The sequence below is a fragment of the Blautia sp. OM07-19 genome, from assembly GCF_003481595.1.
Lineage (GTDB): Bacteria > Bacillota > Clostridia > Lachnospirales > Lachnospiraceae > Blautia_A > Blautia_A intestinihominis.
Genome location: NZ_QULA01000007.1, coordinates 136,695 through 157,487 on the forward strand (window position 1 = coordinate 136,695; position 20,793 = coordinate 157,487).

Here is a 20,793-nt window from a genome sequence, read left to right on the forward strand (position 1 = left end):
GTATTTTGGCAAGATACGAAGTAAGGTATAAGTTACCGTAAATGGTAACAAATTTCTTGCAACTGTTATACAAAAAACTTATAATAAAAGTATCTGAAAATAAGGAAGAGAGAAAATGAAAAATAAGACTTTAACCAGAATCGCAGTAAGCAGTTTGATTACAGCATGTCTGATGGTGCAGCCGTGTTATGCGGCAGAAGCCACAGCAGAGACACAGACAACGGAGGAATCCGATCATCATCCGGAACCGGCACCGGATGAAACAGCTACAGTCCAGGAGGGACAGGGAACCCTGTCACCGCCGTCAGAGTCAGAGGGAGGAAGCGTATTTGGAAGTTCTGCATCATCAGAGACAGCCGGGACTGATGAGAAACTTCAGAGCGTTTTGTCAAGCCTTGCACTTCCGTCAGGAAATGGAACCTGGTCCGTATATGTATGTGACCTGGAGAAAAATACCGAAGGAGCCATCCAGGATGCCAGAATGCAGGCAGCAAGTCTGATCAAGCTTTATATCATGGGAGCTGTTTATGAGAATTATGACAGTATTGTGGGACAGTATGGACAGTCCAGCGTAGATTCCAACCTGAATTCCATGATAACAGTCAGTGATAATGATGCGGCAAACACACTGGTAAGTTATCTGGGAGGCGGAGACAGCAGTGCAGGAATGAATGTAGTTAATAATTTCTGCAGTGATAAGGGATATTCCAGCACACATATGGGAAGACTTCTCCTCGCAAGCAATCAGTACGATGACAATTATACCTCTGTTTCAGATTGCGGACACTTCCTCAAGGAAGTTTACGATGGAAATCAGCAGTCTGATGCACACGCACAGGCAGAATTTGCATTACTTGCAGCACAGAGCAGGAGAAACAAGATCCCGGCACAGATGCCGTCAGGCGTCAGCGTTGCAAACAAGACAGGAGAACTTTCGGATGTCGAGAATGATGCAGGAATCATCTACAATGACCTGAATGACCTGATCATTGTATTTATGTCAGAGAATGTTCCACAGCCGGGGGCAGCTCAGAGTACGATCGCATCTCTGAGTAGACAGATCTATGATTCTTACAATTCCTGAGAGAATTGTAAAAAATAATATTCCCAAAGGAGGGCATCACTATGAAAGAAAAATCAACATTTTTAAAATGGACAGCACTTTTTGTACTTGTTTTCACTTTATCCCTGCCATTAACAGCAAGGGAAAGCCTTGCAGGAACCATGTACACAGTCAGCGTAAGCAAGGGATATCTTGCACTGCGTACCGCCAAGGCATACGATGATAAGAATGAGATCGGAGAGCTTTACACAGGAGATACCGTAGAAGTTACAGATACCAGCGACAGCACTTACTGGTATGTATATTCTGCAAAACTGAATAAATCCGGCTATGTAAACCGCAATTATCTGGTTGGCGGCGGAAGCAGCACAGGAGGAAGCAATTACACAGTCAGTGTAAGCAAGGGATATCTCGCACTTCGTACAGCCAAGGCATACGATGATAAGAATGAAATCGGAGAGCTTTACAGCGGAGATACTGTACAGGTACAGGATACCAGCGACAGCACCTACTGGTACGTATATTCCCCGAAGCTTAACAAATCCGGCTATGTAAACCGCAACTATCTGGTTGGCGGTGGAACAGCAAACACAGGCGGAGCCAGCTATACCGTCAGCGTAAGCAAAGGATACCTCGCGCTTCGTACCGCCAAGGCATACGATGATAAGAACGAGATCGGAGAACTTTACAGCGGAGATACCGTACAGGTACAGGATTCAAGCGACAGTACCTACTGGTATGTATATTCTCCGAAGCTTAACAAATCCGGCTACGTAAACCGCAACTATCTCGTAGGCGCAGGCAGCAGCACTCCTTCTGTAGTAACCAAGACCGTCAGTGTAAGCAAAGGATATCTTGCACTTCGTACCGCCAAGGCATACGATGACAGCAATGAGATCGGAGAGCTTTACAGCGGAGACACCGTGCAGGTACAGGATACCAGCGACAGCACCTACTGGTATGTATATGCACCGAAACTGAACAAATCCGGCTATGTAAACAAGAATTATTTATACTAAATAACAAAAGAGGTTCCCGTCACACTGCGGCGGGAACCTCTTTTTATTTGAGTGAAATCATTTCTTTTTCTTTGGGTCATTTTCTCGAAGACTGTCGATCATCTGCTCGATGATCGTTTTTTTCATGTAGACATCAAAACTGAGCAGGCAGATGAAAGAGAATAATTTCAGGAAATCCTGCTCATCCTCCGGAGCATCCGTAAACGTATTCTGAGCAGTCTGATAATTCTTCAGAAGCTCCTTCTTGAGAACTTCAATCTGTTCTTTCTCCATGCTGAAAACTTCCTCATAGATAGAAGTCAGATCCAGCTTCTCCTGAGATTTAAAATATTTATCCGTGATCGGATTCAGAAGAGTCTGAATATCATTGATAGAAAGAATGTTCTTGAAGTAGTAAATAAAGATCAGAACCAGCAGATGCTCTTTGGAATAACGCTTCTTCACCGGTGACGGAAGAAGATTATTCTTGGCATAGTTATTGATCATGGTCTTGGTGAGAATCTTGTCTTCCTGATATCGCTTGGAATGTGCAAGCTGCTCTTCCATGAAAGTCGTTACCTGATCCATATAAAGATCAATATTCGGAATATCCTCGGGTTTAATATATCCAATTCCGGAAACCCAGTCCAGAATATGTCTGATCATCGCCTCATTATTTGTTGACATAAATACCACTTTCCTCTCTCTTATGCCCCTTATTATATAGTTTTAAATACTACTTGTAAACATTTTTCTAAAGGAATTTGTTATTTTGGCGGTAAGTACGGGGTGAGATTCCATAAAAATTCTTGAAAGCTCTGGAAAAATGGAGTTGGTTGGGATAGCCGACCTGCCTGCTGATCTCGCCCACAGAAAGATCTGTGATCTTGAGAAGTTCGGCAGCTTTTTCCATACGGTACTGGATGAGAAATTCCTGTGGAGACTGTCCGAGGACATCACGAAAAACCTTGCCAAAATAACTCCGATCCAGATTGCAGCGGCGAGCCATGTCCTCGACCGTGATCGCACGGGAATAATTCTGGGCGATGAAGGTCACAGCTTCGTTCGTGTAAAACTGTGCACGTTTGCCTCCCTGGGTGTGCCGCCTGGAAGACGATCCGCTGACCAGTGCATCCATGATAAGATAAAGATGCCCGATCAGATGATAGGAAGATTCCTGAGCGTGTGTGGCAAGATACAGAATCTCATTTTTGAGCCGCTCCCCATCCTGTGGTGTGCGTGGAAGATAGACCGGAGAGTCAGAAGAAAGACCGGAGCCCTCCAGAATCTCCTTTGCCCGGAGTCCGCTGAATTCGATCCAGGCATATTCCCATGGGTCTTTGCGGTCGGCAAAATAAGTATTTACACAATCGGGCTCAATCAGGAATCCCATTCCGCCCTGAAGCTGGTATTCCGTAGACTGGGAATTTTCATCATCAACCAGGAGTGTTCCTTTACCTGAAATAACATAATGGAACAGGAAATGGTTTCGTACAAAAGGACCGTAGGAGTGTAGTGGAAGACACTGTTCATATCCATACTGGTAGAGTGTAAGATCCATAAAACGGTCATCTGAAAACATATGAAACAAGACTTTATCCATATTTTATCCTCCATGAAACATAGAAACTGGTTAATATTACTAAAAAATATCAATTAAAATTGTTAGTAATACACGAAATCTGCATGTTTTTCTATATTATATACCATAATGAGTCTATACTTCAACTTTATTCTTTAAAAAACGAATAAAGGTATAAAAGTGCTGTCATGAGAATATTTACGGAAAGAAGTCCAGATGATATTATTTTAGATGAAGAGTGATGGAAATCCGTTCAGGATCCAAAATACTATGGCCGTGGTATTAAAAGAAAAACAGGAAGGGAGAGAAGTGCAATGAAGAAAAAATTAATTCTTGCAGGAACCGTTCTTATGGGAGCAGGACTTGCTCTTGCCGGATGTGGAGATTCCTCAAAAACTTCTGACGGCAAAACAAAGATAGAAATGGTTCAGTACAAACCGGAGGCAGTCAAAGCCTTCGAAAAGATGGAAGAGAAATTTAACGAAACCCATGATGACATCGAACTGACGATTGAATCACCGAATGAGGCAATGACAATCCTCAAGACAAGATTTATCAAGGAAGATCAGCCGGATATCATTGGAATTGGTGGAGATGTGAACTATTCCAATTTCCTGGATTCTGATATGCTGGTGGATATTTCAGATTTTGATGGTCTGAAAGACATCAAACAGTCCTACTTAGATATCGATAAAAACCTGGAATTTATTCCGGAAGATGGTACTTACGCAGTCCCGTATGTGGCAAATGCAGCAGGAATTCTTTATAACAAAGAAATGTTCGAAGAAAATGGCTGGGAGATCCCGACAACCTGGGATGAATTCATAGAACTTCTGGATACGATCCAGGCTTCAGGACAGCTTCCTTTGTACTTTGGCTTTAAGGATACATGGACCTGTCTTGCACCGTGGAATGCCATGGCGTGTGACCTCTCACCGGCAGATGTCTGCCAGCAAGTCAACAAAGGAACGACAACTTTTTCAGAAGAATACAGAGAGCTTGCCGACAAGATCATCCAGCTGCTTCCATATGCACAGAATGATCCATATGCATTCAGCTACAACGATGCCTGCACTGCTTTTGCAAGAGGGGAATCTGCAATGTACTGTATCGGAAGTTACGCAGTTCCGCAGATTCTGTCTGTGAATCCGGATATGCAGATTGATTCCTTCGTATTTCCGGCAAACGACAATGCAGACAAACAGGTGCTGAATTCTGGTGTAGACCTTCAATTTTCGGTTATGAAGGACTGCAAAAATAAAGAAGCCGCTTATGAAGTTCTGCGATTTATGCTTGAGGATGAAAATATTCAGATTTACCTGGACGAGCAGAATGCAGTTCCATGCAAGGAAGGTGACTTTGAACTTCCGTCCATGCTTGACGGCGTGAAAGAATACATCGAAAACGACAAAATGACAGACTACCAGGATCACCATTATCCGTCAGAAATGGCCGTAGATGCAATGATCCAGACCTATCTTATGGATGGTGACGCAGACAGCTTCCTTGCGAAATTCGATAAAGACTGGATACGCTACAACCGTGACCTGATACGAAAAGTCCAGAAGTATGAGGAAGAACATGGAGAGGGAGGAAATGAATCATGAAAGGAAATGAAAGAAAACGTACATTTATGCTGATCACCATTCCGGTGCTCATCCTGTTTTTTGCCTTTAATACACTGCCGCTGATCAAAGGCTTCATCTACAGCTTTACGAACTTCAAGGGATATGGAAGTTACGAATGGGTAGGACTCAGAAACTATATTGACCTCTTTCAGGATGCACGCGTAGGAAAATCTTATCTGTTTACGTTTAAATTTGCAATCGTGGCAACGATCATTGTCAATGTGATAAGTCTGATCCTTGCACTTGGTCTGAACAGCAAGATCCGTGCAAAAAGTGCACTCCGTGGAATCTATTTTATCCCGAATGTTCTCGGAGGACTTGTTGTAGGCTATATTTTCAGTTTTATTTTCACATATATTCTCCCGACGATCGGAGAAAACCTGGGAATTGGATTTCTCAAAAGCAGTATGCTTGCGAGCACAAAGTCAGCATGGTTTGCAATCGTAATTGTTGCAGCATGGCAGGCAATCGCCATGAACACGATCATCTATATCTCAGGTCTGCAGACCGTTCCGGAGGATGTTTATGAGGCAGGCGCGATCGACGGTGCAACCGGATGGAGCAAGTTCAAAAACCTTACTTTTCCGCTGATCATTCCTTTTTTTACCATAAATATGGTTCTCTGCATGAAAAACTTCCTCATGGTATTCGACCAGATCATGTCTTTGACAAAGGGTGGTCCGGCACAGAGTACAGAGTCTATTTCCTATCTTATTTACAGAAACGGAATGGATGGAGGACAGTTTGGTTTCCAGAGTGCGAATGCAGTACTTTTCTTCGTAGTCATTGTTGCAATTTCTGTATTCCAGCTTACATTTATGAATAAAAAGGAGGAACAGTTATAATGAAAAAGAACAGTCAGATGCCAGGCAAAACCAACTGGCCGGTTACAATCCTTTTGATCCTTGGATGTATTACGATCTTTTTTCCATTATATATGGCAGTGATCATTGCATTCAAAAAGCCGTCCGAGATGACAAATGATATTGCAGGAGCACTTTCCCTGCCGTCCTCCTGGAGCTTTTCGAATTTTACAGAAGCAATGAAAGTCACAGATTTCTGGAATTCTCTTGGAAACTCTCTGCTGATCACAATTGTGACAGTGGTACTTGCCATTCTGATTCATTCTATTGCCGGATATGCGATCGGAAGAAACATGGCAAACAGCAAATTTTATAAATTTTCTTATCTTTATATCGTGAGCGGTATGTTCGTTCCATTCGCGATCCTGATGATGCCGCTTGTAAAACAGACTTCTCAGATGGGAATCGGAAACAGGGTTGGTGTGATCGTGCTTTATGTGGTATTCTATATGCCAATGAATCTTCTTCTGTATTCCGGTTATCTCAAAAATATTCCGATGGCACTGGAAGAAGCTGCAAAAGTAGACGGTGCAAGTACATGGAAGACCTATTGGAGTATTGTTTTCCCGATCATGAAGCCAATGCATGCGACAGTGGCAGTTTTAACTGCACTTGGAACATGGAATGATGTTATGACCCCACTCGTCATGATGTCCGGAACCGGTAAAAACACACTTCCGCTTGCACAGTTGAATTTCCAGACACAGTTTGGAACAAATTATAACCTCGCCTTTGCATCCTACCTGCTGGCACTGATACCAATTGTGATTTTCTATCTGGTATGCCAGAAGCAGATACTTAACGGTGTTGTCAATGGAGCGGTAAAATAAACTTAATCATGAACTTATCAAAAGGAGAAGACATCTATGGCAATCGTATTTGACAAAGAAAACAGACTGTTCACCCTGTGCACAAAGAACAGCATGTACCAGATGAAAGCGGACGACAAAGGAATCCTGCTTCACACCTACTATGGAAGAAAAACAGACATTTGTGATTACTCCTATCTGATCCAGAGAAGAGATCACGGTTTTTCCGGAAATCCGGACGAGGCAGCAGGGGACAGGACATACTCCACAGATACTCTGCCGCAGGAATATTCTTCTTTTGGAAGCGGAGACTATCGTGAGAGTGCACTCGATATCCGCTATGATAATGGAACAAGAACTCTGGGGCTTCGTTATGAAGGCTATGAGATCATCAAGGGAAAATATTCCATTCCGGGACTTCCGGCAATGTATGCAGACGAAAACGAGGCAGAGACTCTCGTGATCACTCTTCGTGATGATGTGCAGGATGTCAGAGTAAAACTGTACTATGGAGTTGTGAAAGACCTGGATGTCATCACAAGAAGTGTCAGCGTGGAAAACCACGGTCAGGCACCGGTTCAGCTTGAGCGTGTGATGTCCCTCTGCCTGGACCAGCCGTATGGAGACTGGGACTGGATGACTTTTTATGGAAAACATGAGATGGAGAGACAGCTTTCCAGAACTCCGATCCACCACGGCGTGCAGTCTGTCGGAAGTCTTCGCGGTGCATCCAGCCATCAGTACAACCCATTTGTAATGCTGGCAGATAAAAATGCGACAGAAACTTCAGGAGAGTGTTATGGATTTTCGTTTCTGTACAGCGGAAACTTCCTCGCAGCAGCAGAAAAAGACCAGTTTGACCAGACCAGACTGATCATGGGGATCCATCCGGAAAATTTTGAGTTCCTTCTGAGAGAAGGCGAGATTTTCCATGCACCGGAAGTCATGATGGTATACAGCGCAGAGGGCTTCGAAAAAATGTCAAACTCCTACCACAAGGCAGTCCGTGAGCATGTATGCAGAGGCAGGTTCAAACTGGAACGCAGACCGGTCCTCATCAACAACTGGGAAGGAACCTATTTCGATTTCACCGGTGAAAAACTCCTCGAGATGGCGAAAGAAGCAGCTTCCTGCGGTGTGGAACTGTTCGTCATGGACGATGGCTGGTTCGGAAAACGAGATGATGATAACAGCGGTCTTGGAGACTGGCAGGTAAACGAGAAGAAATTAGGCTGCACGTTAAGCGAGCTGGCAGAGCGCATCCATGGTCTTGGAATGAAATTCGGTATCTGGTACGAGCCGGAATGTGTATCAGAGGACAGTGACCTCTACCGTGCACATCCGGACTGGGCGTTTACCGTGCCGGGCAGAAGACCGAACCGTGGACGTAACCAGCTTGTGCTTGATTTTTCCAGAGAAGATGTCAGAAATCATATCTTTGATGAGATGACCAAGGTCCTGGACAAAGCGAATGTCGATTATCTGAAATGGGATTTTAACAGAAGCATCAGTGATATTTACTGTGCAGCACTTCCGGCAGACCGCCAGGGAGAGGTTCCGCACCGTTATGTTCTTGGTCTGTATGAATTTCTGGACAGACTCGGAAAGAGATATCCGGATATGCTGATCGAGGGCTGCAGCGGAGGCGGCGGAAGATTTGATGCCGGAATGCTCTATTATACTTCTCAGATCTGGTGCAGCGATGACACCGATACGATCGAGCGTCTGAAGATCCAGTATGGAACTTCATTTGCTTATCCGGTCAGCGCAGTGGGATCTCATGTATCCGCCTGCCCGAACCATCAGACAGGACGTTTCGTACCGTTTGAGACAAGAGCAGCCGTAGCGATGGCAGGAACCTTCGGATATGAGCTGGACCCGGCGAAACTTTCAGAAGAAGAAAAAACGCAGATCCGTGGTCAGATCGAGGAATTTAAGAAATATTACGATGTGATCCACTTTGGAGATTATTACAGACTGACCAATGCGATGGAGGAAGGCCCTTACGCGGCATGGGAGTTTGTAAGTGAAGACGGAAACGAAGCGCTTGTAAGTGTCGTGGCATCCAGAGTACGTGCAAACGACCCGGGAGTAAGGATCAGACTCCGCGGACTTAAAGAAAATCAGATGTATCTGGTAAATGGAGTGGAATATCCGGGCGGTGCGCTTATGCACGGCGGTATTCTTCTGGAAGAGGCAAAGAAAGAATACCAGAGCTGGAATTACCACATCACAGCGAAATAAACGAACTGCATATTAAGTTTTACAGGACAGAGAGACCGGGCAGACTGGTTTCTCTGTTTTTGCATTATATGGCGAAAAGCTGGCAATGTGGAAATCTTATCCTTGTCGAAGGAATTTCCTTTACCCTCCCGGGACTTTCATGTATAATAGAAAAAGACCGTAAAACATCAGTTCGACACAGATAACTTATGAACGTTTAACAGAAACAGGAGAAATTTTTAAATGAGTATATATGACACACTGAATCCGCCTCAGCAGGAGGCTGTTTTTCATACAGAGGGGCCTCTTCTGATCCTTGCAGGAGCAGGTTCCGGCAAGACGAGAGTGCTGACACACAGGATCGCCCACCTGATCGCTGACAAGGGCGTGAATCCATTCAACATCCTTGCGATCACCTTTACCAACAAGGCAGCACAGGAGATGCGAGAGCGTGTGGATAAGTTGACAGGAGCGGATGGAATGAGCGTCTGGGTTGCGACCTTCCACTCTACCTGCGTCCGCATCCTGCGCCGCTATATTGACAGGCTTGGATATGACAATCGTTTCACCATTTATGACAGCGATGACCAGAAGACTCTGATGAAGGAGATCTGCCGCAAATTAAATATCGACACCAAGAAATACAAGGAGAGATCTCTTCTTGCACAGATCTCCCATGCCAAGGACGAGATGATCACACCGGATGAGATGGAGATGAATGCAGGAGGAGATTTTAACCAGAAAAAAGTAGCCCAGGTCTACCGCGAATACCAGGCTGCACTCAAGAGCAACAATGCCCTGGATTTTGACGATCTGCTGGTCAAGACCGTAGAGCTTTTTCAGAACTGCGGGGATGTCCTGGAGTCCTATCAGGAGAAATTCCGCTATATCATGGTGGATGAGTATCAGGATACCAACACCGTACAGTTTAAGTTCGTGAGCCTTCTTGCGGCGAGATACGGGAATTTATGCGTAGTAGGTGATGATGACCAGTCCATCTACAAATTCCGCGGAGCCAACATTGGCAACATCCTTGGATTCGAACGGGTTTTCCCGGATGCGAAGGTGATCCGCCTGGAGCAGAACTACCGTTCCACCAAGAACATCCTGAATGCGGCGAATGAGGTGATCGCCAACAATGCAGCACGTAAGGAGAAACGTCTCTGGACAGAGAATCCAGAGGGAGAGAAACTTCACTTCCGCCAGTTTATGAATGGATTCGAGGAAGCAGAATACGTGATCGGAGATATTGCAAAGAAAAAGAGAGAACATCTGGCAGATTACAGAGAGTGTGCGATCCTCTACAGAACCAATGCACAGTCCCGTCTGTTTGAAGAGAAGTGCCTGAAGGCAAATATCCCATACAAGATCGTAGGAGGGATCAACTTCTACGCGCGTAAAGAGATCAAAGATCTGCTCTGCTATCTCAAGACGATCGATAACTCCGCAGACGATCTGGCAGTCAGACGTATCCTGAATGTACCGAAACGAGGAATCGGTGCAACGACTGTAGGACGTGTGCAGGATTATGCGGATTACATGAATGTGAGCTTTTATGATGCTCTGAGAGTGGCAGAGGAAGTCCCATCCATCGGAAGGAGCCTGAACAAGATTGAGGGATTTGTTACCTTTATCCAGTCACTCAAGAGCAAGGCACAGGCATACAGCGTTACAGAGATCCTGGAAGAAGTGATCGACCTCACCGGATACGTGGATGAACTCAAAGCAGAGGATACAGAGGAATCCAGAGCAAGGATCGAGAACATCGACGAGCTGATCTCCAAGACTGTTTCCTATGAGGAAGCAATGAAGGCAGAGGGCAGAGAAGCAACACTTTCCGGATTCCTGGAGGAGATCGCATTGATCGCAGATATTGATACAGTAGATCCGGATCAGGATTACGTTCTGCTCATGACTCTGCACAGTGCCAAGGGACTGGAATTCCCGTATGTTTACCTTGCAGGCATGGAGGATGGAATGTTCCCGAGCAGCATGTGTATCTTCTCAGATGATCCTACAGATATGGAGGAGGAGCGCAGGCTCTGCTATGTGGGGATCACAAGAGCAATGAAAGAACTGACCTTGACCAGTGCCCGCCAGCGCCTGGTCCGCGGAGAGACACAGTACAACAAAGTATCCAGATTTGTCCGTGAGATTCCGAGGGAGCTGGTAGAGCTTGGAACGACCATTCAGGAACATAAGCCGTCCATGCAGGAGACACCATCCCCTAAGAACAGCTACATGCAGATGCGTCAGACCTTCCGCGCGAAACCGTTTGAAGCACAGAACTTCAAAGTCACCAAGGCGGCATCACTGGATTACGGCGTAGGAGACACCGTCCGTCATATCAAATTTGGCGTTGGTATCGTCAGGGATATCGTAGAAGGCGGCAGAGATTATGAAGTAACCGTAGATTTTGACAAGGTCGGAGTCAAAAAAATGTTTGCAGGATTTGCAAAGTTGAAGAAAATCTGACCTTTTTCTTAAGAATTCTTAATGTTTTCGGACTTTGGTTGCTTACCCGGTCCGAGGATGATATACTGTTTACATGAGAAAGATGAAGGGAGTATATAATGAAGAAAGTTATGAAAGGTATCACCAGGATACTCCCGGCTTATGGAGTCTTTCCACTTATTTTTTCTTTTGTATTTAATTGTCTTGTTTATTCCGGCTCCAGAATGATCGCAGGCGGATGGTATCACCACAATATCGAGACCGGCGTGGACAGAAGCCTTCCTTTTGTCCCGCAGTTTCTTGTGATCTATTTCGGCTGCTATCTTTTCTGGGCTGTCAATTATATTCTGATTGCCAGGCAGGATCGACGCAGTGTGTACCAGTTTTTTACAGGGGATTTTATATCAAGATGTATCTGCCTTGGCTTTTTTCTTGCATACCCCACAACAAATACACGACCATTGATCACAGACGGCGGCTTATGGAACCAGGCAGCACTCTGGCTGTATTCCATAGATGCGGCAGATAACCTGTTCCCGTCTATCCACTGTCTTGTGAGCTGGTTCTGCTATCTTGGCATTCGCGGAAGAAAAGAGATTCCGGTATGGTATCAGAGAGTATCCATGGTCATCGCAGTCCTTGTATTTGCATCGACACTTCTGACGAAGCAGCATGTGATCGTTGATGTGGCAGGCGGTATTCTTCTGGCAGAACTGTGTTTCTTTATCGGAAGGAAGACACAACTGTACAGGATCTATGAGAAACTTGGCAGCAGGATCGAGAAAAAGATCCTGAAGATTACAGAAGGGTAAGCTGCGTATGAACAAAACAAAAAAGATAATTTTTAATACGATATTTCTGGTCGTAGTATTTGGGCTGACGATCTATGGTGTCTTTCATGGAGAGGACTTGGGGGCAGTCATGGATGCGATTCAGAGCGCAGACAAGATCTGGCTTCTGCCGGGAGTGGCACTGGTAGCTTTTTTTATATGGGGTGAATCGATCATCATCTGGTATATGATGCGTTCCTATGGGATCCATCTCAGGAAAAGAGTCTGTTTTCTGTTTTCATCGGTAGGTTTTTTCTTCAGCTGTATCACGCCGTCTGCAAGCGGCGGACAGCCGATGCAGATCTACTATATGAAGAAAGAAAAGATTTCAATCCCAGTGGCAACAGTGATCCTGATGATCGTTACGATCACTTACAAGTTTGTGCTGGTGGCGATCGGAGTCGGGATCGCGGTCTTTGGCAGAGGTTTTCTGCATCGCTATCTGACCGGGATCATGCCGATCTTTTATCTGGGACTGGCGTTGAATATTTTTTGTGTTACGTTCATGACAGTGCTGGTGTTTCATCCGGATCTTGCCAGAAACTTTCTGGTAAAGGGTCTTAAGATCCTGGAGAAACTGCATATTGTCCGCAAAAAACACAGCAGACTTAAGAAGCTGGAAGATTCTATGGATACTTACAGAGAAACTGCTGCGTATTTAAGAACTCATCCGCGGGTGATCTTTCATGTGATCCTGATCACGTTTGCACAGAGAATGGCTCTGTTTGCGGTTACCTGGTTTGTGTACCGGGCTTTTTCGCTCAGTGGAACGGGATTCTGGACGGTCCTGTTTCTGCAGGCGGTGATTTCTGTTTCTGTTGACATGCTACCCCTTCCGGGAGGAATGGGAATCAGCGAGACACTGTTCCTGAATATTTTTGTGCCTGTTTTTGGAAGCCTTCTGCTTCCTGGAATGGTACTGAGCAGGGGACTGGGATACTATGGGGAACTCTTTATCAGTGCGTTTTTTACAGTAATAGCGCAGCTGACGATAGGTCAGAAAACAAATGAAAAACAGGGGTAGTATGAATGATTGGATTTTATGATTATACAGTAGTGGTAACGTACATAAGCCTGATCTCTTCGATCATGGGCATGTTTTTTGCAATAGATGGGAAATTGCCGCTGGCAGTGTTCTGCCTTGCATTTTCAGGATTATGTGATATGTTTGACGGCAAGATCGCCCGGACAAAAAAGAACCGGACAGATGATGAGAAGGCTTTTGGGATTCAGATCGATTCCCTCTGCGATATTGTCTGTTTTGGCATTTTTCCGATCATTCTGGGATACCAGCTTGGAATGTGCAAGATCTACAGTCTGATGATCCTTGCTTTTTATGGTGTGGCAGGCGTGATCAGGCTGGCATATTTTAACGTAATGGAAGAAAAGAGACAGAGCGAGACAAGCGAGAACCGTAAATATTATCAGGGACTTCCGATCACATCCATGTCTGTGATTATGCCGCTTCTGTTTATGGTTTCGGTGTTTTTCCCGGGATTCCGTTATTTCCTCGTATGTCTTCATATTGCGATGCTGCTGGTAGGATTTCTTTTTATCCTGAATTTCCGTTTCCGCAAGCCGACAAACCGAGAGTTGGTCATACTGGTAGCAGTTGTGGCTGTGGCAGTTCTTTTTATCCTTCTCTACAAAGAAGGATGGTGGGCAAAATATAATCTTTACAGAATACAAAAATTGAAAGGAGCCTGAGCCATGCGATACACGGCAGACCGTCAGGGGCATAAATGGGAGGAAAGCACCGGTCAGGATAAATTCCTGGAGAAGCTTTATGGAAGTGCAGCGGGGAGATGTCTGCTGAAGCCGCTGGTGTCACCGTCAGTTTCGAAACTTGGCGGCAGGTTTCTGGATTCCGGGATCTCTACTCTGGCAATCGATCCTTTTATCAGAAAAGCCGGAATCAATATGAAAGATTATGAGCCGCGGAGATATCGTTCTTATAATGACTTTTTTACAAGGAAACTCAGAAAGGGTGCTCGCGAGATAGATATGGACGAGACACATTTTATCAGTCCGTGTGACTGCCGGCTGAGTGTTTATCCGATCGATGAGCAGATGGAAGTTAGGATCAAGCATACGCGGTATACAGCAGGAAGTCTTCTTCGGAATGAGGCACTTGCGAGGCGGTTTGCAGGTGGATATCTGTGGGTGTTCCGACTCAGTGTGGATGATTATCATCGTTATATCTATGTCGACAGTGGCAGGGAATCGGTGAGAAGGAGGATACCGGGGGTTCTGCATACAGTGAATCCGGCCGCGAATGATGTATATCCTATTTATAAGGAAAATACGCGGGAGTATTCACTTATGAAGTCCGAGCATTTCGGAACGCTCCTGATGATGGAAGTTGGTGCATTGATGGTCGGAAAGATTGAAAACCACCCGGTATGTGACCATGTGGACCGCGGTCAGGAGAAAGGGAACTTCGCATTTGGCGGGTCAACGATCATTTATATGACGCAGAAAGGATGCGTGGTTCCAGATCAGGATCTGCTGACGAATTCACAGGAAGGTGTGGAGACAAAGGTTCAGATAGGCAGTAAGATAGGCAGTGCACCTTTTATGGAGAAAGGATGAGAATTTTTCGCGGATTTTTGAAGTAACTTTTTTATAGAACATATGGTAAAAATTTCAGAATAGTGATATACTATGTTCTATAAAAATTGACATCGAGCGAGAGGATGGTGCGTACAATGAATCTGAATAATTTAAACATGAATGCCAAAATCGAGGAATTACTCTCTACCCTGAACAAGAAAGAAGAAGAAAAAGAGAAAAACACAGTTCTCTGGGTGCTGGCAATCATCGGTGCAGTTGCAGCAGTAGCAGGTATCGCATTTGCAGTTTACCGCTTCTTCACACCAGATTATCTGGAGGATTTTGAAGAAGATTTCGACGACGACTTTGATGATTATTTCGAGGACGAAGAAGAGTAAGCAGGCTACGGTGAACAGTAACTTGGATTTTGAGCAGCTCCGGCAGATAACCGGGGCTGTTTTACTGTAAATATAAAAGTAAGATAAGGAATAAGTGAAATGAAAAAAGGTGAAATTTACGAAGGCATTATAGAAAATGTAGACTTTCCAAACAAAGGCTATGTCCAGGTGGATGATCAGAAAGTCCTGATCAAGAACGGAATCCCGGGTCAGAATGTACGGTTCATGATCCAGAAGAAACGCTCCGGCAGGGCGCAGGGACGCATCATGGAAGTTCTGGAGAAATCCCCGCTTGAGACAAGAGAGCCGGTATGCAGCAACTTTCCTGCATGCGGCGGATGCATGTACCAGACAATGTCCTACGAGAATCAGCTTGAGATGAAGGACAGACAGATCCGTGAGCTTCTGGAAGATGCACTCATCCAGGGCGGACAGACAGACGCAGAAGGTAAGGCTGATTTTGAATGGGAAGGAATCCACGGAAGCCCGATCGAATTTGGGTACCGCAACAAGATGGAATTTTCCTTTGGTGATGAATACAAGGACGGACCGCTTTCTCTCGGTCTGCACAAGAAGGGTAGCACTTATGACATCTTAAACACGGACGACTGCAGACTGGTCCATAAGGATATGACAGATATCCTGACCTGTGTACGCACATTTTTTCAGGAAAAAGGTGCTTCCTATTATCGTAAACTCCAGCATGTGGGCTATCTCCGCCATCTGATGCTGAGACGTGGTGTAACGTCCGGCGAAATCCTGGTACATCTTGTCACTACCAGCCAGGAGGAATACGATCTGGAACCGCTTAAGGAACAGCTTCTGGCACTGCCGCTGGAAGGAAAGATCGTTGGGATCATGCACATCATCAACGATTCGCTTTCTGACGTGGTCAAGAGTGATGAGACAAGAATCCTTTACGGACAGGACTATTTTTATGAGACACTGCTTGGGCTGAAATTCCGCATCAGTACATTTTCTTTCTTCCAGCCGAACTCACTGGCAGCCGAAGTTCTTTATAACGTTGTCAGAGACTATATCCAGAATACCAGTGGAATGGAAGTTTTTGACCTGTACAGCGGAACAGGCACGATCGCCCAGCTTCTCGCACCGGTGGCAAAAGAAGTGATCGGTGTTGAGATCGTGGAGGATGCCGTGGAAGCAGCGAGAGAGAATGCGAAACTCAACGGCCTTGATAACTGCAGATTCATCGCCGGTGACGTTCTTAAGGTCCTCGATGACCTGACCGAGAAACCGGATGTGATCGTTCTTGACCCGCCGCGCGACGGAATCCATCCGAAAGCACTGCCGAAGATCCTTTCCTACGGCGTAAACCGCATCGTCTACGTCTCCTGCAAAGCTACCAGCCTCGCCAGAGACCTCGAAGCCTTTCTTCAGGCAGGCTACCGTCTTGAGAAAGCCTGTTGTGTAGACCAGTTCTGCGAAACCGTGTGGACGGAAGCAGTCGCAGTATTTGTAAAAGATTGAGAAAACCAGGAAATCATTGGGAACGGAATAAATTTCCGTTCCCGGTGGTTTCTTTTTTTGCGAAAACATATTGACATTTCTATACAAGATGGTATAATACAATCAAACATATGAATAAGTGTTCATATGAAAACGTGAATAAAACATCTATGAAGAAAAAGGAGATCACCACTATGAAGAAATCTTACAAAATCGAAGTTGACTGCGCAAACTGTGCAAACAAAATGGAAGAAGCTGCCAAGAACACAGCAGGTGTTAAGGATGCAAGCGTAAACTTCATGATGCTCAAAATGAAAGTAGAATTCGAAGAAGGCCAGGATCCGGACAGCGTTATGAAAGAAGTCCTCAAGAACTGCAAGAAAGTTGAAGATGACTGCGAGATCTACTTATAAGAACAATGAGAATGCTCTGCTGCGGATGCGGCAGGGCATCTTTATCAAATGGGTGAAGGAGGAGAGAACATGAACAAAAAGCAGAAAAAAATGCTGACCCGCATCATCATAGCTTTCGTACTGATCGCAGTATTGTCCGTGCTTCCAGTTGACGGATATCTGGAATTTGCACTTTACATGATTCCATATCTTGTGATCGGCTATGATATTCTGAAGAAGGCATTCAAGGGAATCCGTAACAAACAGGTATTTGATGAGAATTTCCTGATGGCAGTAGCGACTATCGGAGCAATCCTTCTGAAGGATTACAAAGAAGGCACAGCCGTTATGCTGTTCTACCAGATCGGCGAGCTTTTCCAGAGCTATGCGGTCGGCAAGAGCCGCCGCAACATCACCGAACTGATGGATATCCGCCCGGACTACGCCAATATCGAAAACGATGGTAAACTGGAAAAAGTTGACCCGGATGAAGTTGAGATCGGTTCCATCATCGTCGTACAGCCAGGTGAAAAAGTCCCGCTCGACGGTGTGATCGTAGAAGGAACCACAACCCTCAATACCAGTGCACTGACAGGTGAAAGTCTTCCGCGAAGTGCAAAACCAGGTGATGAGATCATCAGCGGCTGCATCAACATGACAGGCGTGCTCAAGATCAGAACAACCAAAGAATTTGATGAATCTACCGTTTCCAAGATCCTGGAACTGATCGAGGAATCCAGTTCCCGTAAATCCAGATCCGAAAACTTTATCTCCAAATTTGCCCGCTATTATACCCCGGCAGTCTGCTACGGTGCGCTCGCACTTGCAGTCCTGCCGCCGATTGTAAACCTTGTGATCCTTCACAATCCTGCAATGTGGAGCCAGTGGATCTACCGTGCACTGACCTTCCTTGTAATCAGCTGCCCGTGTGCACTTGTGATCAGTATCCCGCTGAGTTTCTTTGCCGGAATCGGCGGGGCCAGCAACGCAGGTGTCCTGGTCAAAGGCTCCAACTATCTGGAGACTCTGTCCGAGACAAAATACGTCGTATTTGACAAGACCGGTACTCTGACCAAGGGTGTATTCGAAGTAGCAGGTGTCCATCACAACACTATGGAACAGTCCAAAATCCTCGAGTACGCAGCACTTGCAGAAAGCTTTTCCTCACATCCGATCAGCCGCAGCCTCAAAACTGCCTACGGCAAAGAGATCAATCAGAACCGCGTGACAGATGTAGAGGAGATCAGCGGCAACGGTGTTACAGCAAAAGTAGACGGAACTCCGGTTGCAGTCGGAAATGTTAAGCTGATGAAGCGCATCGGCGTAGAAGCAGTAGAGTGCCATCAGGTAGGAACCGTCATCCACGTGGCAATCGATGGAGCTTATGCAGGCCACATCCTGATCTCCGATGTTCCGAAACCGACTTCCAAAGATGCGATCGCAAACCTTAAGAAAAACGGTATCAAAGAAACTGTCATGCTGACAGGTGATATTGACAGAGTTGCACAGCAGGTTGCAGGTGAACTTGGCGTTGACCGTGTATACAGCGAACTCCTTCCGGCTGACAAAGTAAGCAAAGTAGAAGAACTTCTCGCAAAGAAATCAGAAAAAGAGAAACTCGCTTTCGTTGGTGACGGGATCAACGATGCACCGGTACTTTCCAGAGCAGATATCGGTATCGCAATGGGAGCTATGGGTTCCGACGCTGCGATCGAGGCAGCCGATGTGGTCCTGATGGATGACGACCCGATGAAGATCGTCAAGGCGATCCGTATCGCAAAGAAATGTATGCGTATCGTATATGAGAATATTTATTTTGCGATCGGTATCAAGGTGATCTGCCTGATCCTGGGTGCAGTTGGTATTGCAAACATGTGGGTAGCGATCTTTGCAGATGTCGGAGTCATGGTGCTTGCAGTCCTGAATGCGATCCGTACCCTTTTTGTAAAACGTCTGTAAAAAGAAATTATAAGAAAGAGAGACTGTTTATGGCAGAAGAGAAAGAAGAAATAACCTGCGAATGCCAGGAAATCCACGAAGATCTGCTTAAGATCGTGAATGAGACCATGCCGGATGAAGAAGAACTTTATGATCTGGCAGATCTCTTCAAGGTTTTTGCAGACTCTACTCGTATCCGTATTCTATTTGTCTTGTTTGAATCCGAAGTCTGTGTCTGCGATCTGGCAAAAGTCCTGAATATGACCCAGTCCGCAGTGTCCCATCAGCTTCGCATCCTTAAGCAGAACAAGCTCGTAAAGAACCGAAGAGAGGGAAAATCCATCTTTTATTCCCTGGCAGATGACCATGTCAGAATGATTATATCCATGGGAAGAGAGCATATCTTAGAGTAAGATTTCATAGTAAGAATAAAGCAAATGTCGGCATATGTCTGCCCGAAACAGACACATGCCGGCATTTTTTGTATAGTCAAAATCAGAAGAATAAGGTAAGATAAAGGAAGAAACCTGTAGCGGAAATGGATGATCCGCAGATACCACACAAGAGAAAGAGATGACGATCATGGACTATTTATCAAATAATGTAGCAGTAAATTTAAAGAGATTCCGCCAGTACAGAGGCATGAGCCTCGATCAGATGGCTGAAAGGACAGGAGTCAGCAAGAGTATGCTGGCACAGATCGAAAGAGGTCAGGCAAATCCATCTATTGGTGTTCTGTGCAAGATCACAGTCGGTCTCCAGATCGAATTTGAGGATCTGATCCAGACACCAAAAGTAACGGATTCGCCAGAAGGAAGCACTCCAGGTGCCAGACCTTCCATAAAAGCAGTGATCTTTGACATTGATAATACTTTGTACAGTTATGACAAAAACCACATTTATGGAATGAAAGCCCTCACCGACTACTGTGAGAGTGCGTTTGGAAAGTCAGCGGAAGAAACTCTTGCATGCTACAAAAAAGCCGGACAGATCATGATCGACAGGATCGGCGGCGATGTAGCAGCGATCCATAACCGCCTGCTCCGCACGCAGGGGATGCTTGAACTCTGGGAAAAACCAGTCTTTCCACATGCCCGCAATATGTATCATGCATACTGGGACACCCTGATCCGCCAGTCACAGCCGGTCCCTGGAGTGATTGATTTCCTCAAAGAACTCAAAAAACGCGGTGTCCGCACCGGAACAGGAACCGACATGACTGCCTATATCCAGTATAAGAAACTGGAATCCCTCGGTGCTGCACCATATATTGATTTTATGGTCAGCAGCGAAGAGGCCGGCGTCGAGAAACCACATCCACACCTTTTTGAGATCTGCGTGGAAAAATCCGGCGTACAGGCAGTTGAGTGTGCATTTATCGGTGATAATTATAAGAAAGATGTGGAAGGTGCATGCAACAGTGGTCTGCGCGGCATCTGGTACACGCAGGAACAGGAACCGGAACATGAAACAGACTATCCAATCATACGATCATTTACAAAAGTTGATATTGATCATTTCTTGAAATAATGACCGATTTAGGATAATAAGCGGGAATCCTCGGCAATTCAATTACCGAGATGAAAGCGCAGGAG

Annotated in this window: 19 protein-coding genes; 17 read left to right on the forward strand and 2 right to left on the reverse strand. The window is 45.5% G+C overall.

Annotation, left to right across the window (positions count from 1 at the left end):
* Positions 1-115: 115 nt before the first annotated feature.
* Together DXC01_RS07435 and DXC01_RS07440 are read left to right on the forward strand one after the other, a co-directional pair.
* Positions 116-1,084, forward strand: a complete 969-nt coding sequence (locus DXC01_RS07435) for a serine hydrolase (RefSeq protein ID WP_022213200.1) — start codon at positions 116-118, stop codon at positions 1,082-1,084.
* 41 nt (positions 1,085-1,125) lie between these two features.
* Positions 1,126-2,082 (forward strand): hypothetical protein, encoded by a 957-nt coding sequence (locus DXC01_RS07440; protein ID WP_243111569.1) that lies wholly within the window; start codon positions 1,126-1,128, stop codon positions 2,080-2,082.
* 57 nt (positions 2,083-2,139) lie between these two features.
* Here the strand turns inward: DXC01_RS07440 and DXC01_RS07445 are convergent, their stop codons facing one another.
* Positions 2,140-2,748: a DUF1836 domain-containing protein gene (locus DXC01_RS07445; protein WP_118252074.1), complete on the reverse strand. Its 609-nt coding sequence runs from the start codon at positions 2,746-2,748 to the stop codon at positions 2,140-2,142.
* A gap of 67 nt (positions 2,749-2,815) precedes the next feature.
* Positions 2,816-3,664, reverse strand: a complete 849-nt coding sequence (locus tag DXC01_RS07450; protein WP_022213203.1) for an AraC family transcriptional regulator — start codon at positions 3,662-3,664, stop codon at positions 2,816-2,818.
* Between the two features lie 293 nt (positions 3,665-3,957).
* On the opposite strand from DXC01_RS07450, the gene DXC01_RS07455 reads away from it, so the two are divergent.
* From DXC01_RS07455 to DXC01_RS07530, 15 genes are all read left to right on the forward strand, one after another.
* Positions 3,958-5,250, forward strand: coding sequence for an ABC transporter substrate-binding protein (locus DXC01_RS07455; protein WP_118698636.1), 1,293 nt, complete (start codon positions 3,958-3,960; stop codon positions 5,248-5,250).
* The gene (locus DXC01_RS07460) at positions 5,247-6,116 is read left to right on the forward strand and encodes a carbohydrate ABC transporter permease (RefSeq protein ID WP_022213205.1); all 870 of its coding nucleotides are present in this window, start codon (positions 5,247-5,249) and stop codon (positions 6,114-6,116) included. Before DXC01_RS07455 ends, DXC01_RS07460 begins: the two co-directional genes overlap by 4 nt.
* A complete protein-coding gene (locus DXC01_RS07465) occupies positions 6,116-6,964 on the forward strand; it encodes a carbohydrate ABC transporter permease (RefSeq protein WP_022213206.1) in 849 nt (282 codons plus the stop codon). The genes DXC01_RS07460 and DXC01_RS07465 overlap by 1 nt, the downstream gene beginning before the upstream one ends.
* Before the next feature lie 36 nt (positions 6,965-7,000).
* On the forward strand, positions 7,001-9,187 hold the full coding sequence (locus DXC01_RS07470; protein ID WP_118698637.1) for an alpha-galactosidase: 2,187 nt from the start codon (positions 7,001-7,003) through the stop codon (positions 9,185-9,187).
* Positions 9,188-9,409: 222 nt separating this feature from the next.
* Complete coding sequence (gene pcrA, locus DXC01_RS07475) at positions 9,410-11,641, forward strand: DNA helicase PcrA (RefSeq protein WP_022213208.1); 2,232 nt, start codon at positions 9,410-9,412, stop codon at positions 11,639-11,641.
* 98 nt (positions 11,642-11,739) lie between these two features.
* The gene (locus tag DXC01_RS07480) at positions 11,740-12,432 is read left to right on the forward strand and encodes a phosphatase PAP2 family protein (protein ID WP_118698638.1); all 693 of its coding nucleotides are present in this window, start codon (positions 11,740-11,742) and stop codon (positions 12,430-12,432) included.
* Between the two features lie 7 nt (positions 12,433-12,439).
* A complete protein-coding gene (locus tag DXC01_RS07485; RefSeq protein ID WP_118698639.1) occupies positions 12,440-13,474 on the forward strand; it encodes a lysylphosphatidylglycerol synthase transmembrane domain-containing protein in 1,035 nt (344 codons plus the stop codon).
* 5 nt (positions 13,475-13,479) lie between these two features.
* The gene (locus DXC01_RS07490) at positions 13,480-14,157 is read left to right on the forward strand and encodes a CDP-alcohol phosphatidyltransferase family protein (RefSeq protein WP_118698640.1); all 678 of its coding nucleotides are present in this window, start codon (positions 13,480-13,482) and stop codon (positions 14,155-14,157) included.
* A 3-nt stretch (positions 14,158-14,160) separates the two neighbouring features.
* The gene (locus tag DXC01_RS07495) at positions 14,161-15,042 is read left to right on the forward strand and encodes a phosphatidylserine decarboxylase (protein WP_118698641.1); all 882 of its coding nucleotides are present in this window, start codon (positions 14,161-14,163) and stop codon (positions 15,040-15,042) included.
* A 116-nt stretch (positions 15,043-15,158) separates the two neighbouring features.
* Positions 15,159-15,401 carry a hypothetical protein gene (locus tag DXC01_RS07500; protein WP_022213213.1) on the forward strand — a complete coding sequence of 81 codons (243 nt, stop codon included), beginning with the start codon at positions 15,159-15,161 and terminating at the stop codon, positions 15,399-15,401.
* 99 nt (positions 15,402-15,500) lie between these two features.
* Positions 15,501-16,889 (forward strand): 23S rRNA (uracil(1939)-C(5))-methyltransferase RlmD, encoded by a 1,389-nt coding sequence (gene rlmD / locus DXC01_RS07505; RefSeq protein ID WP_118698642.1) that lies wholly within the window; start codon positions 15,501-15,503, stop codon positions 16,887-16,889.
* A 173-nt stretch (positions 16,890-17,062) separates the two neighbouring features.
* Complete coding sequence (locus DXC01_RS07510; protein ID WP_005427815.1) at positions 17,063-17,281, forward strand: cation transporter; 219 nt, start codon at positions 17,063-17,065, stop codon at positions 17,279-17,281.
* Between the two features lie 69 nt (positions 17,282-17,350).
* The gene (locus tag DXC01_RS07515) at positions 17,351-19,219 is read left to right on the forward strand and encodes a heavy metal translocating P-type ATPase (protein WP_118698643.1); all 1,869 of its coding nucleotides are present in this window, start codon (positions 17,351-17,353) and stop codon (positions 19,217-19,219) included.
* A gap of 29 nt (positions 19,220-19,248) precedes the next feature.
* On the forward strand, positions 19,249-19,611 hold the full coding sequence (locus DXC01_RS07520) for an ArsR/SmtB family transcription factor (RefSeq protein WP_022213216.1): 363 nt from the start codon (positions 19,249-19,251) through the stop codon (positions 19,609-19,611).
* 169 nt (positions 19,612-19,780) lie between these two features.
* Positions 19,781-20,728, forward strand: coding sequence for an HAD-IA family hydrolase (locus DXC01_RS07530; RefSeq protein ID WP_330427639.1), 948 nt, complete (start codon positions 19,781-19,783; stop codon positions 20,726-20,728).
* The last annotated feature ends 65 nt before the right edge of the window (positions 20,729-20,793 follow it).